The following is an 18,451-nucleotide window of genomic DNA, read 5'->3' on the forward strand; positions in this document are numbered from 1 at the left end:
TCGCAAAGGATCCATCATGGCGCTGCGCAGCTTTTCGGATTACCGGGTACTGATCGTGCCGGGCTTGCATAACAGCGGTCCCGAGCATTGGCAGAGCCGCTGGCAGCGCCTGTATCCGCAGTTCGAGCGGGTCGAGCAGGACGACTGGGAACAGCCCGACCTGGCGGCCTGGTCGGCAAAACTGGACCGGGCGCGGCGCGAAGACAGCCGTCCCACCCTGATCGTCGCCCACAGCTTCGGCTGCCTGACGACGGCCCACAGCCTGGCGCGCGATCCGCATGGCGTGGCCGGCGTGCTGCTGGTGGGGCCGGCCGATCCCGAGAAATTCGGTGTGGCGGAGATATTGCCGCACAAGCGATTGCCTTGCCCCGGCATCCTGATCGCCAGCCAGACCGATCCGTGGATGAAGGCCGAACACGCGGCGCAGTGGGCGCGCCGCTGGAATTGCAAGTATATTGACGGCGGTGCGCTGGGCCATATCAACGCCGAGTCCCGTTTGGGTGACTGGGTGTATGGCCAGGCGCAACTGCAAACGCTGTTTGACCTGGCGCAAAGCAGCACGCGCCACCGTCATGCAGCCTGATAGTCCAACCCCCTATTGCGGTAAAAACCTGTTGAGGAGATCACGATGACTTTACGCCTGGGCGATACCGCCCCCGACTTTGAACAAGACAGCTCGATCGGCACCATCAAGTTCCACGAGTGGGCTGGCGATTCCTGGGTGGTGCTGTTCTCCCACCCGGCCGATTTCACCCCTGTCTGCACCACCGAACTGGGCCTGACCGCCAAGCTGAAACCGGAATTCGACAAGCGCAACGTGAAAGCCGTGGCGCTGTCGGTCGATGCGGCCGAATCGCACAAGAGCTGGATCAAGGATATCGAAGAGACGCAAAACACGGTGGTGGGCTTCCCCATCATCGCCGACGTCGACAAGAAAGTGTCGGTGCTGTACGACATGATCCACCCGGAACAGTCCGTCACCGCCACCGTGCGCTCGGTGTTCGTCATCGACCCGAACAAGAAAGTGCGCCTGATCCTCACGTATCCGCTGAGCACCGGCCGCAACTTCGACGAAATCCTGCGCGTGATCGACGCCCTGCAACTGACGGACGGCTACACGGTCGCCACCCCCGGCAACTGGAAAGATGGCGATGACGTCATCATCCCATTGCCGGTGCAGGACCCGGAAGTGATCAAGCAGAAGTATCCGAAAGGATTTACAGCCGCGAAACCCTACCTGCGCCTGACGCCACAGCCGAACAAATAAGCCACTTCCCTTGAAAACGCACCTTGCCGGTGCGTTTTTTTTCGTCCCATGCTTTATACGCTGATGTATGCATTTTGCATCTAAGCAAATGAGAAATGGTTAGTTCTTTTTATAACGATTGCATGTGAATATGGCGCCCTGTTACTCGAAAATGTAATAAGAAGGGGTTTCCATGTCTGAAGCAACACTAGCACCGGTGAAGGCGCGGGGAGCGCCGTTCCGGGTCATGCCTGGCTTTAAACTGTCGCTGGGCTTTACGCTGTTCTACCTGGCGCTGATCGTCCTGATCCCGCTGTCGTCGGTGTTCCTGAAGACGTTTACGATGACGTGGGAAGCGTTTTTCAACGCCGTCACGTCCGAGCGCGTGATGGCCTCGTACCGTTTGACGTTTGGCGCGTCGCTGATCGCCGCCCTGCTCAACGTGATTTTCGGCGGCATCCTGGCCTGGGTGCTGGTGCGCTACAAATTTCCCGGCAAGCGCATTATCGACGCCTTGGTCGACCTGCCGTTCGCCCTGCCAACGGCGGTGGCCGGCATTACCCTGACGGCCCTGTATTCTTCGAATGGCTGGTTCGGCCAGTTCATCGAAGGCGTGCTGGGCATCAAGGTGGCGTTCACGCCGCTGGGCGTGGTGGTGGCGCTGACCTTTATCGGCCTGCCCTTCGTCGTGCGCACGGTGCAGCCGGTGCTGGAAGACGCGGAAAAAGAACTCGAAGAAGCGGCCGCCAGCCTGGGCGCCAATTCCCTGCAAACATTCACCCGCGTGATTTTCCCGACCATCCTGCCGTCGCTGCTGACCGGCTTCGCGCTGGCCTTTGCGCGCGCCACCGGCGAATACGGTTCCGTCATTTTTATCGCCGGCAATATGCCGATGGTGTCGGAAATCACCCCGCTGTTCATTATTACCAAGCTGGAGCAGTACGACTACGCGGGCGCCACGGCGATTGCCGTCGTGATGCTGGTGATCTCCTTCCTGCTGTTGTTGACGATTAACCTGCTGCAAGCGTGGACACGCGGAAAGGGCAAGAAATAATGACGACCAAAGTTTCCGCCGTCGCCAATGTGGAAGATGCGCTGCCGAAAGCGCGCCGCATCGAGCCTGCCGTCGGCCCCGTGGTGCTGGAACCCTTGTGGGTGCGCACCGTCCTGATCAGCATCGCGCTGCTGTTCCTCACCGCTTTCCTGATCGTGCCGCTGGTGGCCGTGTTTGCCGAAGCATTTAAAAAGGGCTGGGAAGCGTATGTGGCGGCGATTATCGATCCGGACGCGATTTCCGCCATCAAGCTGACCCTGATCACGGCGGCGATTGCCGTGCCGCTGAACCTGGTGTTCGGCGTGGCCGCCTCCTGGTGTATTGCCAAGTTCGAGTTCCGCGGCAAGAGCATCCTGCTGACCCTGATCGACCTGCCGTTTTCCGTCTCGCCGGTGATTTCCGGCCTGATCTATGTGCTGATGTTCGGCGCCCAGGGCTGGTTCGGTCCGTGGCTGCAGGAACACGACATCAAGATCCTGTTTGCCGTGCCCGGCATCGTGCTGGCGACCATCTTCATCACCTTCCCGTTCGTGGCGCGCGAGCTGATTCCGCTGATGCAGTCGCAGGGCAGCGAAGAGGAAGAGGCGGCGCTGGTACTGGGCGCCTCGGGCTGGAATACCTTCCGCCGCGTGACCTTGCCGAACATCAAGTGGGGCCTGCTGTATGGCGTGATTTTGTGCAATGCGCGCGCCATGGGCGAGTTCGGCGCCGTGTCGGTGGTGTCCGGCCATATCCGCGGAGAAACCAACACCATGCCGCTGCAGGTGGAGATTCTGTACAACGAGTACAACTTTGCCGCCGCGTTTGCCGTGGCGTCCTTGCTGGCCCTGCTGGCGCTGGTGACCCTGGCCCTGAAAGCCTTTATTGAGTGGCGTTTGAACGAGAGCGACGCCGACGATTCCGCCTTACGTTCCACGGAGCACTGACATGACCATCGCAGTTAAAAACATCAACAAGCGTTTCGGCGATTTCGTCGCCCTCGACAATATCTCGCTGGACTTTCCCGCCGGTGAACTGACCGCGCTGCTGGGCCCGTCCGGCTGCGGCAAGACCACCTTGCTGCGCATTATCGCCGGCCTGGAACATCCGGACAGCGGCCAAGTGCTGCTCGACGCGCAAGACGCGTCGAACCGCCATGTGCGCGAGCGGCAAGTCGGTTTCGTGTTCCAGCACTATGCGCTGTTCAAGCACATGACCGTGTTTGAAAACGTGGCCTTTGGCCTGCGCGTGAAATCGCGCAGCGAGCGCCCGTCCGAGGACCAGATCCGCCGCAAGGTAAAAGATTTGCTGGAGCTGGTGCAGCTGGACTGGCTGGCCGACCGCTATCCGCCGCAGTTGTCCGGCGGCCAGCGCCAGCGTATCGCGCTGGCCCGCGCGCTGGCGGTCGAGCCGCGCGTGCTGCTGCTCGACGAACCGTTCGGCGCGCTGGACGCCAAGGTGCGCAAGGAACTGCGCCGCTGGCTGCGCCGCCTGCACGACGACCTGCATGTGACCAGTATTTTTGTGACGCACGACCAGGAAGAGGCGCTGGAAGTGGCCGACCAGGTGGTGCTGATGAACAAGGGCACCGTCGAGCAATTGGGGTCGCCCGAGCAGGTCTACAACCATCCGGCCTCGCCGTTTGTGTATGGCTTCCTCGGCAACGTCAACCTGTTCCATGGCCGCGTGCACGACGGCGTGATGGCCACCGGCGACGCCAGTTTCGACGTACCCGATTACGCTGGCGTGAGCGACAGCAAGGGCACCGCCTATGTGCGGCCGCATGACCTGGAAATCGACCGTTACACGCCGGGCGCCGACGGCATCGTGGTGAAACTGAGCCGTGCCCATGCGATCGGCCCGCTGGCCCAGCTGGATTTGCAGCGCGTCGATAACAGCGAGCTGATCGAAGCGGTGATGTCGAACGAGCGCTTCAGCCATCTGCAACTGAAAGAAGGCGAGACCCTGGTCGTGCGCCCGAAACGCCTGCACGTGTTCGTTGAACCAACAAGAACCTAAAAGGCTGGAATCACCATGAACTTTCAACAATTGCGCTCGATCCGCGAGGCAGCGCGCCGCGGCTATAACCTGACGGAAGTGGCGAACGCCCTGTTCACCTCGCAGCCTGGCGTGAGCCGGCAGATCCGCGAGCTGGAGGACGAGCTGGGCGTGGTCATTTTCGAGCGCAACGGCAAGCGGCTGACGGGCCTGACGGAGCCGGGCAAGGGCATCCTGAAGATCGTCGACCGGCTGTTGATCGAAGCGGAAAACCTGCAGCAGGCCAGCCTGGAATACAGCGGCCAGACCAGCGGCACCTTGTCGGTGGCGGCCACCCACACCCAGGCCCGCTATGCGCTGCCGAAAGTGGTGCAGGGCTTTCGCGCGGCGTTTCCCGATGTGCGCATCGCGCTGCAGCAAAGCGCTCCCGAACATATCGCGGAATGGGTCTTGTCGGGCAAGACCGATATCGGCATCGCCACCGAGGGCCTGAGCCAGTTCCCCGACCTGGTGTCGTTCCCGTGCTACCGCTGGAGCCATCTGATCGTGGTGCCGGACGGCCACCCGCTGCTCGAGCACTCGCCGATCCGCCTGGAAGACCTGGCGAAATACCCGTTGATCACCTACGACAAGGGTTTTACGGGCCGCGGCCATATCGACGATGCGTTTGCCAAGGCCGGCGTGGCCACCGACATCATTTTGACCGCCATGGATTCGGACGTCATCAAGCAGTATGTGGCGCTGGGCATGGGCGTGGGCATCGTCGCCTCGATGGCCTTCGACCATGGCCGCGACAAGGGGCTGCGCGCGGTCGAAGCGTCGCACCTGTTCGCCACCAATACCACCCGCCTGGCCGTGCGCCGCGGCGCCTATCTGCGCTCGTATGCCTATGAATTCATTTTGCAGCTGGCGCCGGACCTGACGCGCGAGGATATCGACCGCGCCATGGGCGGCGAGGAAGCGCTTTAATTGAGCAGGACGTCGAGCATGGCGCGCTGCGCGCGCGTCAGTTTCGCCACGGCGCGCGCGTGGGAATCCTGTACCAGCTCGGCCAGGTAGTCCGCCGGAAAGCGCGCCACGTCGACGATGGTCACCCAGTGAAAACGGCCCATGTAGCGCGCCGGCTTCACGCCCGGCATGCCGGTCAGTTCGACAAAGCGGTCCGCGCTCACGCGCAGGCTGAAGCGCCATTGTTCGGGCGCGCTGGTCTTGAAATACGCAAACTTCTTGCCCTGCACTTCATACACCAGGATATTCGCCGGCGCGCCATGCGGCACCGCCTGGGCACCGGGCAGGGCCGCGCAATGGTCTTGCAGTTGTTGTGTATTCATTCTTCAATCGCGCCAGTCTGTCCGTGTGTACAAGCAAGGATGGTAGCCGATCCTGCTGCCTGCCGTGCACGGTACAAGGCGGGCCGGGCTCGCAGCCGCGATTGTGCTCTATCATGACCCTTCCCTCTCTCATTACAAAGGACAGGCATGACAGACGCGATTCCCCATTTGACCCTCAACGACGGCCAGCACTTGCCGCAGATCGGCTTTGGCACCTGGCCGCTGGACGACGCGCAAGCGCAAACGGCCGTGCAGGCGGCGCTGGCCTGCGGCTACCGCCTGATCGATACGGCGGCGCGCTACGGCAATGAGGCCGGCGTCGGGCGCGGCATTGCCGCCAGCGGCGTGGCCCGCAGCCAGGTGCGGCTGACCAGCAAGCTGCGCGGCAGCGAACACGGCTTTGACAGCACCTTGCGCGCATTCGACGCCACCCTGGCGGCGCTGGGCACCGATTACCTCGACCTGTACCTGATCCACTGGCCGCTGCCGATGCGCGACCTGTATGTCGACACCTGGCGCGCTTTTGTCCGCTTGCGCGAGGAAGGTCGCATCCGCTCGATTGGCGTATCGAACTTCCAGCCGGCCCATATCGACCGGCTGTTGTCGGAAACCGGCGTGCTGCCGGCCGTCAACCAGATCGAACTGCACCCGGACTTCACGCAAGCGGCGCTGCGTGCCTGGCATGCGCGGCAGGGCATCGTGATCGAATGCTGGAGCCCGCTGGGACGCGGCGAAGTATTGAAGGATGCCACGGTGGCGCGCATCGCGCGAAAACACGGCCGCTCGCCGGCGCAAATCCTGCTGCGCTGGCATGTGCAGCACGGCCTGGTGGCGATCCCGAAATCGCAGGATCCCGAGCGCATGCGGCAGAACCTGGCCGTGTTCGACTTCGCGCTCGACGCCGAGGATATTGCTGCGCTGGCGCTGCTTGATGGCGAGCACCGGCAGGGCGGGGACCCGGATACGAACGACGAACGGTAAACAAAAAAACGGGAGGCATCAGCCTCCCGTTTTTCATGCGGCGATGCGATTACCAGCTATAACCCGCCTTCGCATAGTAATAGCGGCCATTGAAACCGTTCGGCGCGAAGATGCTGTACGGCTGGGTACCACCGACGTTCAGGTTGCCTGCGCTGGTCACCTGCGCCGGGTAGCGGTTGGTGACGTTGTCGATGCCGGCCGCCAGGCGCCAGTTCTTGCCCAGCTTGACGCTGCCCGACAGGTCCAGCACCCATTGCGGATCGTAGTTCTGGTCCAGCGCGGCGTTATTCTGCGGCACGGTGAAGCTGCCGTAGCGCGTGACCACGCCGTGCGCATTCCAGTTGCCGAAGCCATAGTCGGCCACCAGGCTGAACTTGTCTTTCGGCGAGGCCACGGTGGCGCGGGCAACCGTCTGGCGGTCGATCAGCAGCAGGTTGTTGGCCGTCAGGATGGCCGGATTGTCGGCGATGCTCCGTACCGAGTTCTTGTTGTGGTTATACGCCACGGTGAAGTCCAGGCGGTCCTTGTCCTGCAGGTCGATGCGGTAGGTGCTGACGATATCGACGCCTTCGGTGCGCGTATCGACCGCGTTGGTGAAGTAGCGCGCGGCGCCGACCGGCGTGCCTTGCGCGGCCAGCAGGTTGCGCAGGTTCGTGTTCAGCGCCAGGTTGGCCGAGAACAGGATGCGGTTGTCGATGTCGATGCGGTAGGCGTCGATCGAGGTGGTGAAGTTGCGGTTCGGCTGGAACTGCAGGCCCACGCTGTAGTTGCGGGCTTTTTCCGCCTTCAGGTCTTGCGCACCGAGGGCGCGCGCCTGCGGCGTGCTGACGGCGAAGGTGCCGGTTTCGATCGCCGTATTGGTGCCGTTGACGAGCTGGAAGTTGGTGGTGGTAATCGTGTAGTACTGCTGCGCCAGCGAGGGCGCGCGGAAGCCGCTCGAGGCTGTGCCGCGCAGCGACAGCGCGTCGGTAAAGGCGTAGCGGGCCGATCCCTTGGCCGAGGTGGTGTTGCCGAAATCGCTGTAGCGCTCATGGCGCAGGGCCAGGCCACCCGACAGTTTTCTGGTGACTTCCGCTTCCAGGTTCACATAGATCGACTCATTGTGGCGCGAGTGGCTGCCGGCATTGGCAGGGCGGAAGCCGGCAAAGCCCTGCGAACCGCCGTTCGTGTACGACGCTGCATCGCCGGCGCCGATCGTATATTTTTCATGGCGCGCTTCGGCACCGACGGCCACCGTCAGCGGTCCCGTAAAAACCGGGACGGCAAATTCGCGCGCCGCGTCGAGGTTCAAGACGGTTTGTTCGTTCTTCAGCGAACCGGCGTAAAAATGCGTGGGGCTGTTGGCGCTCAGCGACTGGTTGACCGTGTTGTCGAGATCCAGTTCGAACTTGTTGCTGCCGTAATTCAGGCTGGCGTCCCAGCGCCAGCCGGCCGCTTCGCCGCGCAGGCCCGTGACGATCGATTGATCCGTCAATGTACTGTTTTGCTGCGGCAAAAAGCCTTCCGGATAGATCGGCGTGCGCTGCACATACACGATGCGATCCGTGATGGTGGTATCGCGTATCAGTCCCGAGCGCCAGGTGGCGACGGCCGAGGTGTCGCGCTTGCCGTAGTTGCCGAAGGCATACCAGTCGATATTGTCGTTGAGATGGTATTCGCTGTTGAAGAAGACGGTCGCCGGCTGGCTTTCGGCGTCGCCATAGCGCTGGTTGATCTTGCCGTAGCGCGGTTCCAGCGGATTGCTGAAGTCGGCGCCGGCGCGGTTGGTCGGATCGCGGTCGGCCACTTCGGCCGACAGGCGCAGCCAGCCGTCTTCACCGAGCGCAAAGCCGGCCGAACCCTTGATCGACTTCTGCTTGCCGTCGCGTTCCTGGGTCTGGCCATAGCCCACTTCCACGTCGCCACCGGCCGCGCCTTTTTTCAGGATGATATTGATCACGCCGGCGATCGCGTCCGAGCCATACTGGGCGGCGGCGCCATCGCGCAGCACTTCCACATGGTCGATGGCGGCCAGCGGAATCGCGTTCAGGTCGACCGGCGCCGAGCCGCGGCCCAGCGAACCGTTGACGTTGACCACGGCCGACGTATAACGGCGCTTGCCGTTGACCAGCACCAGGGTCTGGTCGGGCGACAGGCCGCGCAGCTGGGCCGGACGCACGGCGTCGCTGGCGTCGGCGCCGGTGGCGCGCGCAAAGTTCAGCGACGGCAGCAGGCGCGCCAGCACGGTGGCCAGTTCGCCCGAGCCCGTGCTTTGCAGGTCGCGCGAGGTCAAAATGTCGATCGGCGATTCGGAATCGATGGTGCGGCGGTTTTTCGCAAAGGTGCCGGTGACGACCACCGATTGCAGTTCGCCGTCGGCCGGCAGCTCTTGCTGGGCGTGGGCGGGCAGGGCGAAACAGGCCACCAGGCTGGCGGCGATGACGGTCTTGACGGGCAGGGCGCGGGTGGTACGTGTAGTAACAGGACTCATCGACTATATCTCTTCGGTTGGTGATTCAGGTTCCGCGGACCGTGGCGGTCCGGTGATGTCATCAGATTAACAGTGGGCGCGTGGCGCGCTTACGAATGCTTCTGTGTATCGTTATGCGATAAACGGATAATGCGTGGGCAATTTGCGGGAGTAGCGCATATCGCCTTGGTGTCCAGCATACGACCGGGCATGGCGGCACCGCAATGGTGCACTGCAAGGGAATGGTACTTGTTGTATAAAAACGACTGCCGGCGGCACGGATGGCCGCCGGCGAAGAGGATGCGCTTATTGACCGGGGTTGGTCAGGGTGGCGTGGATGGCGTCGACCGCTTTCACCACTTCCGGCGACAGCGTGATTTGATAGGCGTCGATATTGTGGGCCAGCTGCGCCAGGCTGGTCGCGCCGATAATCGTGGAAGCGATGAACCAGCGCGAGTAGCACCAGGCCAGCGCCAGCTGGGTGGGCGTCAGGCCATGGGCGCGCGCCAGCGCCGCATACTGGCGTGCCGCCTCGATGGTGGCCGGGCGGATGTAACGGGGGCTCCAGCCGGGCGGGAAGATGGTCAGGCGGCCGCGCGCCTGCGGATCGTCGAGGTACTTGGCCGTCAGCTGGCCGAACGCCAGCGGGCTGTAGGCGAGCAGGCCCACGTTCTCGCGGTGGCAGGTTTCGTCCAGCAGGCCGGTTTCGAACTGGCGCGCCGTCAGGTTGTACAGGTTCTGAATCGAGGCGATGCGCGGCAAGCCTTTCAGTTCGGCCTGCTTGATATATTCGCACACGCCCCACGACGACTCGTTCGATACGCCGATATGGCCGATCTTGCCTTCGTCGACCAGCTTGCCCAGGATCGCCAGCGTGTCTTCGATGGCGACCGCTTCGCGTTCATGCTGCGGGTTGTAGCTGTTGGCGCCAAAAATCGGCAGGTTGCGGCTGGGCCAGTGCAGCTGGTACAGGTCGATATGCTCGGTCTGCAGGCGGCGCAGGCTGTCTTCGACGGCGGCGCGGATATTGACCGCGTCGAGGTTGTTCTTGCCGCCACGTATCCAGTGCATGCGGCTGTTCGGCCCGGCGACCTTGCTGGCCAGTACGATCTGGCCGCGCTTGCCGCTTTTCTTCAGCCAGCTGCCGATATAGCGCTCGGTATTGCCCTGCGTCTCGGCGCTGGCCATCACCGGATACATCTCGGCCGTGTCGATGAAATTGATGCCGCGCTCGAGTGCGTAATCGAGCTGGCTGTGCGCTTCCGCTTCGCTGTTCTGTTCACCGAACGTCATGGTACCCAGGCAGATCTTGCTGACCTGCAGCGTGCTGGAACCGAGTGTGGTCTTCTCCATGGTCTCTCCTGTCTGTCTTAACGTGCCTGCTTGCCGCGCAGCGCGCGCGCGCAATCGCCGACCAGGGCCGGACCCGCGTAAATCAGGCCGCTGTACAGCTGCACCAGCTGCGCGCCCGCCTCGAATTTGGCCACCGCGTCCTGGCCCTGCATGATGCCGCCCACGCCGATGATGGGCAGCGCATTGCCCAGTTCCGCGCGCAACAGGCGGATCACGGTGTTCGACAGTTCGAACACGGGCGCGCCCGACAGGCCGCCCGCTTCCGCGCCATGCTCCATGCCTTCGACGGCCGTGCGCGACAGGGTGGTGTTGGTGGCGATCACGCCGTCGATGCCGTGGCGCGTGAGCGAGTCCGCGATGCTTTTCACCTGTTCGCCATCCATGTCCGGCGCGATTTTCAGGGCCAGCGGCACGTAGCGCTTGTGCTTGTCCGCCAGGCGCGCCTGCGCTTGCTTCAGCTGCGACAGCAGGGCGTCGAGTTCCGACGCGCCTTGCAACTGGCGCAGATTCTTGGTGTTCGGCGACGAGATGTTCACCGTCACATAGCTGGCGTAGGGGTAGACTTTTTCCAGGCACAGCAGATAATCGTCGGCCGCTTTCTCGATCGGCGTATCGGCGTTCTTGCCGATGTTCAGGCCCAGCACGCCGGCGCGATTCTGGTAGAACTTCGAGGCCTGCACATTGGCGACAAAGGCGTCGACGCCGCCGTTATTGAACCCCATGCGGTTGATGATGCCCTGCGCCTGCGGCAGGCGGAACATGCGCGGCTTCGGGTTGCCGGCCTGCGCGCGCGGCGTGACGGTGCCCACCTCGATCGAACCGAAGCCCATGTCGGCCAGCGCATCGATAAACGCGCCGTCCTTGTCCAGGCCGGCGGCCAGGCCGACCGGATTCGGGAAGGTGATGCCCATCACTGTGCGCGGGTCAGCCGCCGGTTTGCCTGCCAGCCTGGTCAGGCCCAGCGCGGCCGCGCGTTTCAGGGCCGGCAGGGTGAAATGGTGGGCCGCTTCGGCATCCATGGAAAACAGCAGCGGGCGGGCGAGGGAGTACAGGAATTTTTTGGACATGGGTTTTTCAAGGATGGTGCGCGGGGCGTGATGCGGTCATGGGTACTGGCGATGGGCCGTATTTTACCGTGTTCCACGGAGCTGCCGGGTGTATAGTTCTTGTTGGCCTAATGCAATATTGAGTACATGATAATGCGCATTGGGCCGTGGGTACTCCCTCTTTTCTTACACCATAAGCGAGACAAGACTTGATCAAGACCTTGACCCTGACGGCGATTGCCGCCGCCGCACTGCTGCTGAGCCAAGCCGCCACCGCACTGCCCAATACCCAGGACACCCGCATGCTGAGCGAGCCGGCCGTCTCGAACAGCCATCTCGCCTTTATCTATGCCGGTGACCTGTGGCTGAGCAACCGCGATGGCGGCGGCGCGCGGCGCCTCACGTCCGATCTCGGTGACAAGTCGAACCCCGTGTTTTCGCCCGATGGCAGCCTGATCGCGTACAGCGCCAATATCGACGGCAATACCGATGTCTACGTGATCGCGGCCGCCGGCGGCGTGCCGCGCCGCCTGACCTTCCACCCGGGTGTCGACCTGGCGCAGGCATTTACGCCGGACGGCAAGGCGGTGATGTTTACCTCGCCGCGCGCCGCCTTCAACAACCGCTTCCAGAAGCTGTTTACGGTGCCGGTGACGGGCGGCGTGGAAACCCAGCTCGAGATCCCGAACGCCTCGCGCGCCACCTATTCGCCGGACGGCCAGCGCATCGCCTACAACCCCCTGATGCCGGCCTTCAAGCAATGGAAGCGCTACCGGGGCGGCACCAATTCCTGGCTGTGGCTGTTTTCATCCAGCGATAAATCGATCGAGAAAATCCCGCAGCCCACCACGCGCTCGAACGACGTCGATCCGATCTGGCTCGGCGACACGGTCTACTTCCGCTCGGACCGCAACGGCGAATTCAACCTGTTTGCCTACGACGTCAAGACCAAGGCGGTGCGCCAACTGACGCGGCACACGGACTTCCCGGTGCTGAACGCTTCGGCCGCCAATGGCGTCATCGTCTACGAGCAGGCCGGCTACCTGCACAGCCTGGACCTGGCCAGCGGCCAGTCGAAAAAGCTGGCCATCGGCGTCGCCAGCGACCTGGGGCAGACGCGTCCGCGCTGGGTCAAGGGCGCAAAATATATCCGCGACGCCTCGATCTCGCCGTCGGGCGCGCGCGTGGCGTTCGAATACCGGGGCGAGATCGTCACCATCCCGGCCGACAAGGGCGATGTGCGCAACCTGACGCAGACGCCGGCTGCCCACGAACGCACGCCGATCTGGTCGCCCGATGGCCGCTCGGTGGCGTATTTCTCGGACGAGTCGGGCGAATACGAGCTGCATGTGCGGGCCCAGGACGGCAAGGGCGCGGTGCGCAAGTTCAAGCTCAATGGCAGCGGCTTCTACGACAGCGCCGTCTGGTCGCCCGACAGCAAGAAGATCGCGTTCGCCGACAATGGCTGGAGCATGTATGTGATCGATATCGGCACGGCCAAGGTGCAGAAGATCGCGACCGAACCGATGTACGGCGTCGACAAGAGCATGCGCGCCTCGTGGGCGCCCGATTCGCGCTGGCTGGCCTACACGCTCAATTCACCGACTTACACGCGCAGCGCCTATATCTATTCGGTCGAGCAGAACAAGTCGATGCCGGTCACCGATGGCCTGTCGGACGTGGCCGAGCCGGTGTTCGACAAGAACGGCAAGTACCTGTACTTCTTTGCCTCGACCAATGCGGGGCCCAGCAACAACTGGTTCTCGCAGCAGAACGAAGACAACCTGGTGACGCGCACGGTGTGGATGGCGGTGCTGAGGAATGATTTGCCGTCGCCATTGATCAAGGAAAGCGACGAGGAAAAAGCGGCCGGCGCGGAGCCGAAGAAGGACGCCGCCAAGGCAGAGACCGAGGCTAAAAACGAGCCGAAGATCGACCCGAAGACGGGCCGCGACGATCCGAAAGTGCTTGTCGCGCCGGTGGCGCCGATCCGCATCGATTTCGACGGCATCGCCACGCGCATCGTCGACCTGCCGATGCCGGCCGCGCAGTTCTCCAGCCTGTCGGCCGGTGGCGACGGCCAGATCTTCTTCCTGCGCGAGAACGACGGCAAGAAGGCGGTGCAGCGCTTTGACCTGAAGGAGCGCAAGGCCGAAACCGTGGTGGCGGAGGCCGATGATTTCGAAGTGTCGGCCGACGGCAAGAAGCTGCTCTACCGGCAGAAGGACAACTGGGCCATGGGTTCGGCCACCGGCAAGCCGCTGACGGCGGGCGAAGGCAAGATCAAGATCGACGCGATCGAGGTAAAAGCCGATCCGCGCGCCGAGTGGACGCAGATTTTCAACGAAGTGTGGCGCATCAACCGCGATTATTTCTATGACCCGGCCATGCATGGCGTGGACTGGAAAGCCATGCGCGACAAGTACGCGGCCTTCTTGCCCGAGCTGTCCAGCCGTGCCGACCTGAACCGTTTGATCCAGTGGATGTGCAGCGAGCTGGCCGTTGGCCACCATCGCGGCGGCGGCGGCGACGATTTTATCGACGCCAAAAAAGTGCCGGGCGGCTTGCTGGGTGCCGACTACGAGGTGAGCGACGGCCATTACCGCTTCAGGAAAGTGTATGGCGGCCTGAACTGGAACCCCAGCTTGCGCGCGCCGCTGACGGAGCCGGGACTGAACGTCAAGGCCGGTGAATACCTGCTGGCCGTCGACAGCCGTCCGATCGCGCCGCCGACGAATATCTACAGCGCGTTTGAAAACACGGCCGGCAAGGCGATCGATATCACGGTCGGCCCGTCGGCCGACGGCAAGGGCGCGCGCACCATCACGGTGGTGCCGGTACCGACCGAAGACGCCTTGCGCAACCGCGACTGGATCGAGGGCAACATGCGCAAGGTGAACGCGGCCACGGGCGGCAAGGTGGCCTATGTGTATGTGCCGAACACGGCGGGCCTGGGCCACACCTACTTCAAGCGCTATTTCTTCCCGCAGGCGGACAAGCAGGCCATTATCGTCGACGAGCGCTTCAATGGCGGCGGCAGCGTGGCCGACTATTACATCGAAATCCTGCAGAAGAAAGAGATCGCATGGTGGGCCATGCGCTATGGCGCCGACATGAAGACGCCGTCCGCCTCGATCCAGGGTCCGCGCGCCATGCTGATCGACGAGACGGCCGGCTCGGGCGGCGATTTGCTGCCGTGGATGTTCCGCAAAAATAACATGGGTCCGCTGATCGGCAAGGCGACCTGGGGCGGCCTGGTCGGCATCCTCGGCTTCCCCGTGCTGATGGACGGCGGCAGCATCACCGCGCCCAACCTGGCGTTCTGGACCCGTGAAAACGGCTGGGGCGTGGAAAACGAAGGCGTGCCGCCCGATATCGAAGTCGAGCAAACGCCGGCCGACGTGATCGCTGGCCGCGATCCGCAGCTGGAAAAGGCGATCGAGGTGATACAGGCGGAGCTGGCGAAAAATCCGCCGGTGCGGCCGGTGCGTCCCGCGTATCCGGACAAGAGCAAGTAAACAATGAAAAAGGGGCGCAAGCCCCTTTTTTACATCACCACCCACTGCCCCTTGATTCTGGCTTCCAGCGGCTTGAAATTGATTTTATAGGCCATCTTCGGGCTCTGCGCGATCCAGTAGCCGAGATACACATACGGCAGGCCCAGCTCGCGCGCCTGGGCGATCTGCCACAGCACGTTGTAGGTACCGTAGGAGGCGCCCGGCACGTCCGGATCGAAGAAGGTGTAGACGGACGACAGGCCGTCGGCCAGCACGTCGATGATGCTGACCATGCGCAGCACGCCTTCGGGGTCGCGGAACTCGACCAGGCGCGTGTTGACCCGGCTTTGCAGCAGGAACTGGGCGTACTGGTCGCGGCTGTCCTGGTCCATGCCGCCGCCCGCGTGGCGCGTGCTCTGGTAGCGCAGGTACAGCTCGTAGTGCTCGTCGAGGAAGGACAGGGTGGCCACGCCGGCCTGCAGCTGCGCATGGCGGCTCCAGGCGCGGCGCTGGTTGCGGCTGGCGCTGAAATCCTGCGCCGCCACGCGCACCGGGATGCAGGCCTGGCAGCCGTCGCAATACGGGCGGTAGGTAAAGATTCCACTGCGCCGGAAGCCGTTGCGCACCAGTTCCGAATACACGTCGCTGTTGATCAGGTGCGAGGGCGTCGCCACCTGCGAGCGCGCCTGGCGCTGTTCCAGGTAGCTGCAGGGGTAGGGTGCCGTCGTGTAGAACTGCAGGGTGGCAAACGGTAATTCGTTCAGGTGCGTCATGGCGGTCCAGTATGAGGCAGCGGTGTTGCTTGCAACGATAGCATAGCTAGTCCCTGGCCGCAGTGTGCCAGTCGGTGATTTGTGCTTCTTCAATTGCACCGCGCAGATGGGCCAGGAAGCGCGCGCGCGAAATCGGCGCCGCGCCCAGCGAGGCCAGGTGGCGCGTCTCCTGCTGGCAGTCGATCATCTTCACGCCGCGTTCTTTCAAAAAATGCACCAGATGGGCCAGCGCGATTTTCGAGCCGTCCGTGACGCGCGCGAACATCGATTCGCCGTAGAACATGCGGCCGATCGACACGCCATAGGCGCCGCCCACCAGTTCACCGTCGAGCCACAGTTCCGACGAGTGCGCATAACCGAGCTTGTGCAGGCCCGTATAGCCGTCGATGATCTCGTCCGAGATCCAGGTGCCCGGGCCATCCTTGCGCGGCGCGGCGCAGGCGCGCATGACGGCCTCGAAGTCGCCGTCAAAGCGCAGCTGCCAGCGCCCGTCGGTGGCGGCGCTGCGCTCGACCTTGCGGATGGCTTTCTGCAGGCTGTCGGACAGTTTGAACTGGTCGGTCATCAGCACCATGCGCGGATCGGTGCTCCACCACAGTATCGGCTGGCCTTCGGAAAACCAGGGGAAGATGCCGTGCCGGTAGGCGTCGAGCAGGCGGCGCGGCGACAGGTCGGCGCCGGCCGCCAAGAGGCCAGGCGCCTCGCCCGTCAGCGCGCGCGAGACGTCGGGAAACGGGGTATGGAGATCGAGCCAGGGGATCATGCGGTCAGGGCGGTCAGGGCGCTCAAGGTTGAGGGACTCAGTCGGCCGGCATGGCCATCGGGCGGTTGATGTCGCCCGTATGAAAGCCGTAGCTGCCGCCTTCGCGTATCTTCACGCGGTCGGCGAAGAACAGTTCCAGCGTGGTGCGCACGGTGGGAAAGGCCAGGTCGTCCCAGGGGATCTCGCTTTCCGTAAACAGCTGCACCTCCAGGCTTTCGATGCCGGGCGCGAAATCGAGGTCGCGCAGGCGCGCCAGGTAGAACAGGTGCACCTGGTGCACGCGCTGCACGTTCAGCAGCGAAAACAGCTTGCCCAGTTCGATGTTCGCGCCCGCTTCCTCCACCGTTTCGCGCTCGGCCGCGTCCGAGGTGGTTTCATCGTTTTCCATGAAGCCGGCAGGCAGGGTCCAGTAGCCGTAACGCGGCTCGATGGCGCGCTTGCACAGCAGCACCTGCAACTGGCCGTCCTGCTCCCATACCGGTATCGAGCCGACCACCATCTTCGGGTTCTGGTAATGGATGGTATCGCAATTGGCGCAGACATAGCGCGGACGGTTGTCGCCGGCCGGTATCGACAGGCTGACGGGATGGGCGCATTCGGAGCAGAATTTCATGGGCAGGCTGTAAGGTAAAAGAGGGCAGAGGTCCGAGCAACAGTGTAACGCTTACTGTACACCGATTGCGTGTGCCGTGGCGTGCCGGGCGGATCAGGCATGTGCCGGGATTTTCTATTGAATGGCTCTATTACGGCCGATGTTGAGATAGCTATTGCCTAAGTCACCCGTTTGCGCTTATAATTCTTGTGCGGGGTGGAGCAGTCTGGCAGCTCGTCGGGCTCATAACCCGAAGGTCACAGGTTCAAATCCTGTCCCCGCAACCAATTCGAAACCGCTGATTCCTCGCAAGAGGGTCAGCGGTTTTTTCATTGTCAGATGATGTGTCAAACACGTCCCTTTACGCCGCGTAACAATCTGGTATATAATTCTTGTGCGGGGTGGAGCAGTCTGGCAGCTCGTCGGGCTCATAACCCGAAGGTCACAGGTTCAAATCCTGTCCCCGCAACCAATTCGAAGCCGCTGATTCCTCGCAAGAGGGTCAGCGGTTTTTTCGTTGTGGGGCGTGCTGCCCCTACAACTGGCGTGCGTGCACCACCAGCCGCAAATGGCGGTCGGCGTCGATCGTCAGCGAGCTGTGTTCAAAGGCGACGCTGGCGCCATCGATGGACAGGCTGCGCACGCCGTCGCACGGTGCGTGCACCTCATGGCGGCGCCACCACAGCTTGAATTCCGGCGACACCTGTTCCAGTTCCGCGACCAGCGCGTGGATATCGGCCTCCTGCGTGGCGCGCGCGTAGTCGCGGCGAAAGCTGGACAGCATGCGCGGCGCCTGCTGTTCCCAGTCGGTAAAGCGCTGGCGCAGCAGGGGATCGGTAAACAGCAGCCACAGCAGGTTGCGCCGCGCAGGCGCATGCGCGCCCAGGCCGAACAGGGCGCCGGCCCCGTCGTTGAATGCCAGCACATCCCAGCGCAGGTTGAGCACGAAGGCCGCATGCGGCAGGTCGTGCATCAGGCGGCGTACCGGCGGCGGCACCACGCACCAGGTCTTGCCGTCTTCGGCCGGCGGGCGCGCATGGGCCAGCAGGAACAGATGGCGCCGCTCACCGGCATCGAGTTTCAGCACGCGCGCCAGATTGTCGAGAAAAGCGCTTGAGACGCCGATATCGCGGCCCTGTTCCAGCCAGGTGTACCAGGTCAGTCCCACGCCGGCCAGGGCCGCCACCTCTTCGCGGCGCAGGCCCGGCGTGCGGCGCCGCCCGCCGCTGGGCAGGCCCATGTCTTCGGGGGACAGGCTGGCGCGGCGCGCCTGCAGATAGGCGGCCAGTTCATGGCGGGTGCGTTGCAAGGTGCGCATGGCGGTGATCCCGGAGGCTGTTGCTGCCAGTAATAGCATAAACAGTTAAATTGTAATTGTTTATATTGTAT

At 63.2% G+C, this 18,451-nt stretch carries 16 protein-coding genes and 2 tRNA genes; 10 read left to right on the plus strand and 8 right to left on the minus strand.

Annotation, left to right across the window (positions count from 1 at the left end; translation table 11 throughout):
- The first annotated feature begins 16 nt into the window (after positions 1–16).
- From ACP7B7_RS00085 to ACP7B7_RS00110, 6 genes are all read left to right on the plus strand, one after another.
- On the plus strand, positions 17–583 hold the full coding sequence (locus ACP7B7_RS00085; protein ID WP_308924833.1) for an RBBP9/YdeN family alpha/beta hydrolase: 567 nt from the start codon (positions 17–19) through the stop codon (positions 581–583).
- Between the two features lie 45 nt (positions 584–628).
- Complete coding sequence (locus ACP7B7_RS00090; RefSeq protein ID WP_308924834.1) at positions 629–1,267, plus strand: peroxiredoxin; 639 nt, start codon at positions 629–631, stop codon at positions 1,265–1,267.
- A 226-nt stretch (positions 1,268–1,493) separates the two neighbouring features.
- A complete protein-coding gene (gene cysT / locus ACP7B7_RS00095; RefSeq protein WP_308924835.1) occupies positions 1,494–2,300 on the plus strand; it encodes a sulfate ABC transporter permease subunit CysT in 807 nt (268 codons plus the stop codon).
- The gene (gene cysW, locus ACP7B7_RS00100) at positions 2,300–3,226 is read left to right on the plus strand and encodes a sulfate ABC transporter permease subunit CysW (protein ID WP_308924836.1); all 927 of its coding nucleotides are present in this window, start codon (positions 2,300–2,302) and stop codon (positions 3,224–3,226) included. The genes cysT and cysW overlap by 1 nt, the downstream gene beginning before the upstream one ends.
- A 1-nt stretch (position 3,227) precedes the next feature.
- Entirely contained in the window at positions 3,228–4,298 is a 1,071-nt protein-coding gene (locus tag ACP7B7_RS00105) for a sulfate/molybdate ABC transporter ATP-binding protein (protein ID WP_308924837.1), read from the plus strand.
- A gap of 15 nt (positions 4,299–4,313) precedes the next feature.
- On the plus strand, positions 4,314–5,246 hold the full coding sequence (locus tag ACP7B7_RS00110; protein ID WP_308924838.1) for a CysB family HTH-type transcriptional regulator: 933 nt from the start codon (positions 4,314–4,316) through the stop codon (positions 5,244–5,246).
- Here the strand turns inward: ACP7B7_RS00110 and ACP7B7_RS00115 are convergent.
- Positions 5,243–5,608 (minus strand): MmcQ/YjbR family DNA-binding protein, encoded by a 366-nt coding sequence (locus ACP7B7_RS00115; protein WP_426075363.1) that lies wholly within the window; start codon positions 5,606–5,608, stop codon positions 5,243–5,245. The two genes, ACP7B7_RS00110 and ACP7B7_RS00115, sit on opposite strands and share 4 nt — an antisense overlap.
- 147 nt (positions 5,609–5,755) lie before the next feature.
- Here ACP7B7_RS00115 and ACP7B7_RS00120 point away from each other — a divergent pair, with 147 nt between their 5' ends.
- Positions 5,756–6,589 carry an aldo/keto reductase gene (locus ACP7B7_RS00120; protein ID WP_426075364.1) on the plus strand — a complete coding sequence of 278 codons (834 nt, stop codon included), beginning with the start codon at positions 5,756–5,758 and terminating at the stop codon, positions 6,587–6,589.
- Positions 6,590–6,638: 49 nt separating this feature from the next.
- Here the strand turns inward: ACP7B7_RS00120 and ACP7B7_RS00125 are convergent, their stop codons facing one another.
- From ACP7B7_RS00125 to ACP7B7_RS00135, 3 genes are all read right to left on the minus strand, one after another.
- The gene (locus tag ACP7B7_RS00125) at positions 6,639–9,059 is read right to left on the minus strand and encodes a TonB-dependent receptor plug domain-containing protein (RefSeq protein ID WP_426075365.1); all 2,421 of its coding nucleotides are present in this window, start codon (positions 9,057–9,059) and stop codon (positions 6,639–6,641) included.
- A gap of 285 nt (positions 9,060–9,344) precedes the next feature.
- Complete coding sequence (locus tag ACP7B7_RS00130; RefSeq protein ID WP_426075366.1) at positions 9,345–10,391, minus strand: aldo/keto reductase; 1,047 nt, start codon at positions 10,389–10,391, stop codon at positions 9,345–9,347.
- Positions 10,392–10,408: 17 nt separating this feature from the next.
- Entirely contained in the window at positions 10,409–11,458 is a 1,050-nt protein-coding gene (locus ACP7B7_RS00135) for a quinone-dependent dihydroorotate dehydrogenase (RefSeq protein WP_426075367.1), read from the minus strand.
- Positions 11,459–11,646: 188 nt separating this feature from the next.
- Here ACP7B7_RS00135 and ACP7B7_RS00140 point away from each other — a divergent pair, with 188 nt between their 5' ends.
- Positions 11,647–14,955, plus strand: coding sequence for a S41 family peptidase (locus ACP7B7_RS00140; protein WP_426075368.1), 3,309 nt, complete (start codon positions 11,647–11,649; stop codon positions 14,953–14,955).
- Between the two features lie 29 nt (positions 14,956–14,984).
- Here the strand turns inward: ACP7B7_RS00140 and ACP7B7_RS00145 are convergent, their stop codons facing one another.
- From ACP7B7_RS00145 to ACP7B7_RS00155, 3 genes are read right to left on the minus strand one after another with little or no spacing between them, the layout of a single operon-like run.
- On the minus strand, positions 14,985–15,707 hold the full coding sequence (locus ACP7B7_RS00145) for an arginyltransferase (RefSeq protein WP_426075369.1): 723 nt from the start codon (positions 15,705–15,707) through the stop codon (positions 14,985–14,987).
- A 46-nt stretch (positions 15,708–15,753) separates the two neighbouring features.
- Complete coding sequence (aat, locus tag ACP7B7_RS00150) at positions 15,754–16,470, minus strand: leucyl/phenylalanyl-tRNA--protein transferase (RefSeq protein WP_426075370.1); 717 nt, start codon at positions 16,468–16,470, stop codon at positions 15,754–15,756.
- A gap of 37 nt (positions 16,471–16,507) precedes the next feature.
- Positions 16,508–17,083, minus strand: coding sequence for an NUDIX hydrolase (locus ACP7B7_RS00155; protein WP_308924846.1), 576 nt, complete (start codon positions 17,081–17,083; stop codon positions 16,508–16,510).
- Positions 17,084–17,272: 189 nt separating this feature from the next.
- Between ACP7B7_RS00155 and ACP7B7_RS00160 the strand changes: the two genes are divergently transcribed.
- Both ACP7B7_RS00160 and ACP7B7_RS00165 read left to right on the plus strand, forming a co-directional pair.
- Positions 17,273–17,349 (plus strand) — tRNA-Met (locus ACP7B7_RS00160).
- A 108-nt stretch (positions 17,350–17,457) separates the two neighbouring features.
- Positions 17,458–17,534, plus strand: a tRNA-Met gene (locus ACP7B7_RS00165).
- A gap of 63 nt (positions 17,535–17,597) precedes the next feature.
- On the opposite strand, the gene ACP7B7_RS00170 is transcribed toward ACP7B7_RS00165, so the two are convergent.
- Positions 17,598–18,380, minus strand: a complete 783-nt coding sequence (locus ACP7B7_RS00170; protein ID WP_308924847.1) for a helix-turn-helix transcriptional regulator — start codon at positions 18,378–18,380, stop codon at positions 17,598–17,600.
- Between the last annotated feature and the right edge of the window lie 71 nt (positions 18,381–18,451).

It is taken from the genome of Janthinobacterium sp. PSPC3-1 (genome assembly GCF_049896105.1).
Taxonomy (GTDB): domain Bacteria; phylum Pseudomonadota; class Gammaproteobacteria; order Burkholderiales; family Burkholderiaceae_D; genus Janthinobacterium.

What these genes read in the sequence shown, in the direction of transcription:
- ACP7B7_RS00085 (WP_308924833.1), top strand. Translation starts at nt 17, where the DNA reads ATGGCGCTGCGCAGCTTTTCGGATTACCGGGTACTGATCGTGCCGGGC.
- ACP7B7_RS00090 (WP_308924834.1), top strand. Translation starts at nt 629, where the DNA reads ATGACTTTACGCCTGGGCGATACCGCCCCCGACTTTGAACAAGACAGC.
- cysT (WP_308924835.1), top strand. Translation starts at nt 1,494, where the DNA reads ATGCCTGGCTTTAAACTGTCGCTGGGCTTTACGCTGTTCTACCTGGCG.
- cysW (WP_308924836.1), top strand. Translation starts at nt 2,300, where the DNA reads ATGACGACCAAAGTTTCCGCCGTCGCCAATGTGGAAGATGCGCTGCCG.
- ACP7B7_RS00105 (WP_308924837.1), top strand. Translation starts at nt 3,228, where the DNA reads ATGACCATCGCAGTTAAAAACATCAACAAGCGTTTCGGCGATTTCGTC.
- ACP7B7_RS00110 (WP_308924838.1), top strand. Translation starts at nt 4,314, where the DNA reads ATGAACTTTCAACAATTGCGCTCGATCCGCGAGGCAGCGCGCCGCGGC.
- ACP7B7_RS00115 (WP_426075363.1), bottom strand. Translation starts at nt 5,608, where the DNA reads ATGAATACACAACAACTGCAAGACCATTGCGCGGCCCTGCCCGGTGCC.
- ACP7B7_RS00120 (WP_426075364.1), top strand. Translation starts at nt 5,756, where the DNA reads ATGACAGACGCGATTCCCCATTTGACCCTCAACGACGGCCAGCACTTG.
- ACP7B7_RS00125 (WP_426075365.1), bottom strand. Translation starts at nt 9,059, where the DNA reads ATGAGTCCTGTTACTACACGTACCACCCGCGCCCTGCCCGTCAAGACC.
- ACP7B7_RS00130 (WP_426075366.1), bottom strand. Translation starts at nt 10,391, where the DNA reads ATGGAGAAGACCACACTCGGTTCCAGCACGCTGCAGGTCAGCAAGATC.
- ACP7B7_RS00135 (WP_426075367.1), bottom strand. Translation starts at nt 11,458, where the DNA reads ATGTCCAAAAAATTCCTGTACTCCCTCGCCCGCCCGCTGCTGTTTTCC.
- ACP7B7_RS00145 (WP_426075369.1), bottom strand. Translation starts at nt 15,707, where the DNA reads ATGACGCACCTGAACGAATTACCGTTTGCCACCCTGCAGTTCTACACG.
- aat (WP_426075370.1), bottom strand. Translation starts at nt 16,470, where the DNA reads ATGATCCCCTGGCTCGATCTCCATACCCCGTTTCCCGACGTCTCGCGC.
- ACP7B7_RS00155 (WP_308924846.1), bottom strand. Translation starts at nt 17,083, where the DNA reads ATGAAATTCTGCTCCGAATGCGCCCATCCCGTCAGCCTGTCGATACCG.
- ACP7B7_RS00170 (WP_308924847.1), bottom strand. Translation starts at nt 18,380, where the DNA reads ATGCGCACCTTGCAACGCACCCGCCATGAACTGGCCGCCTATCTGCAG.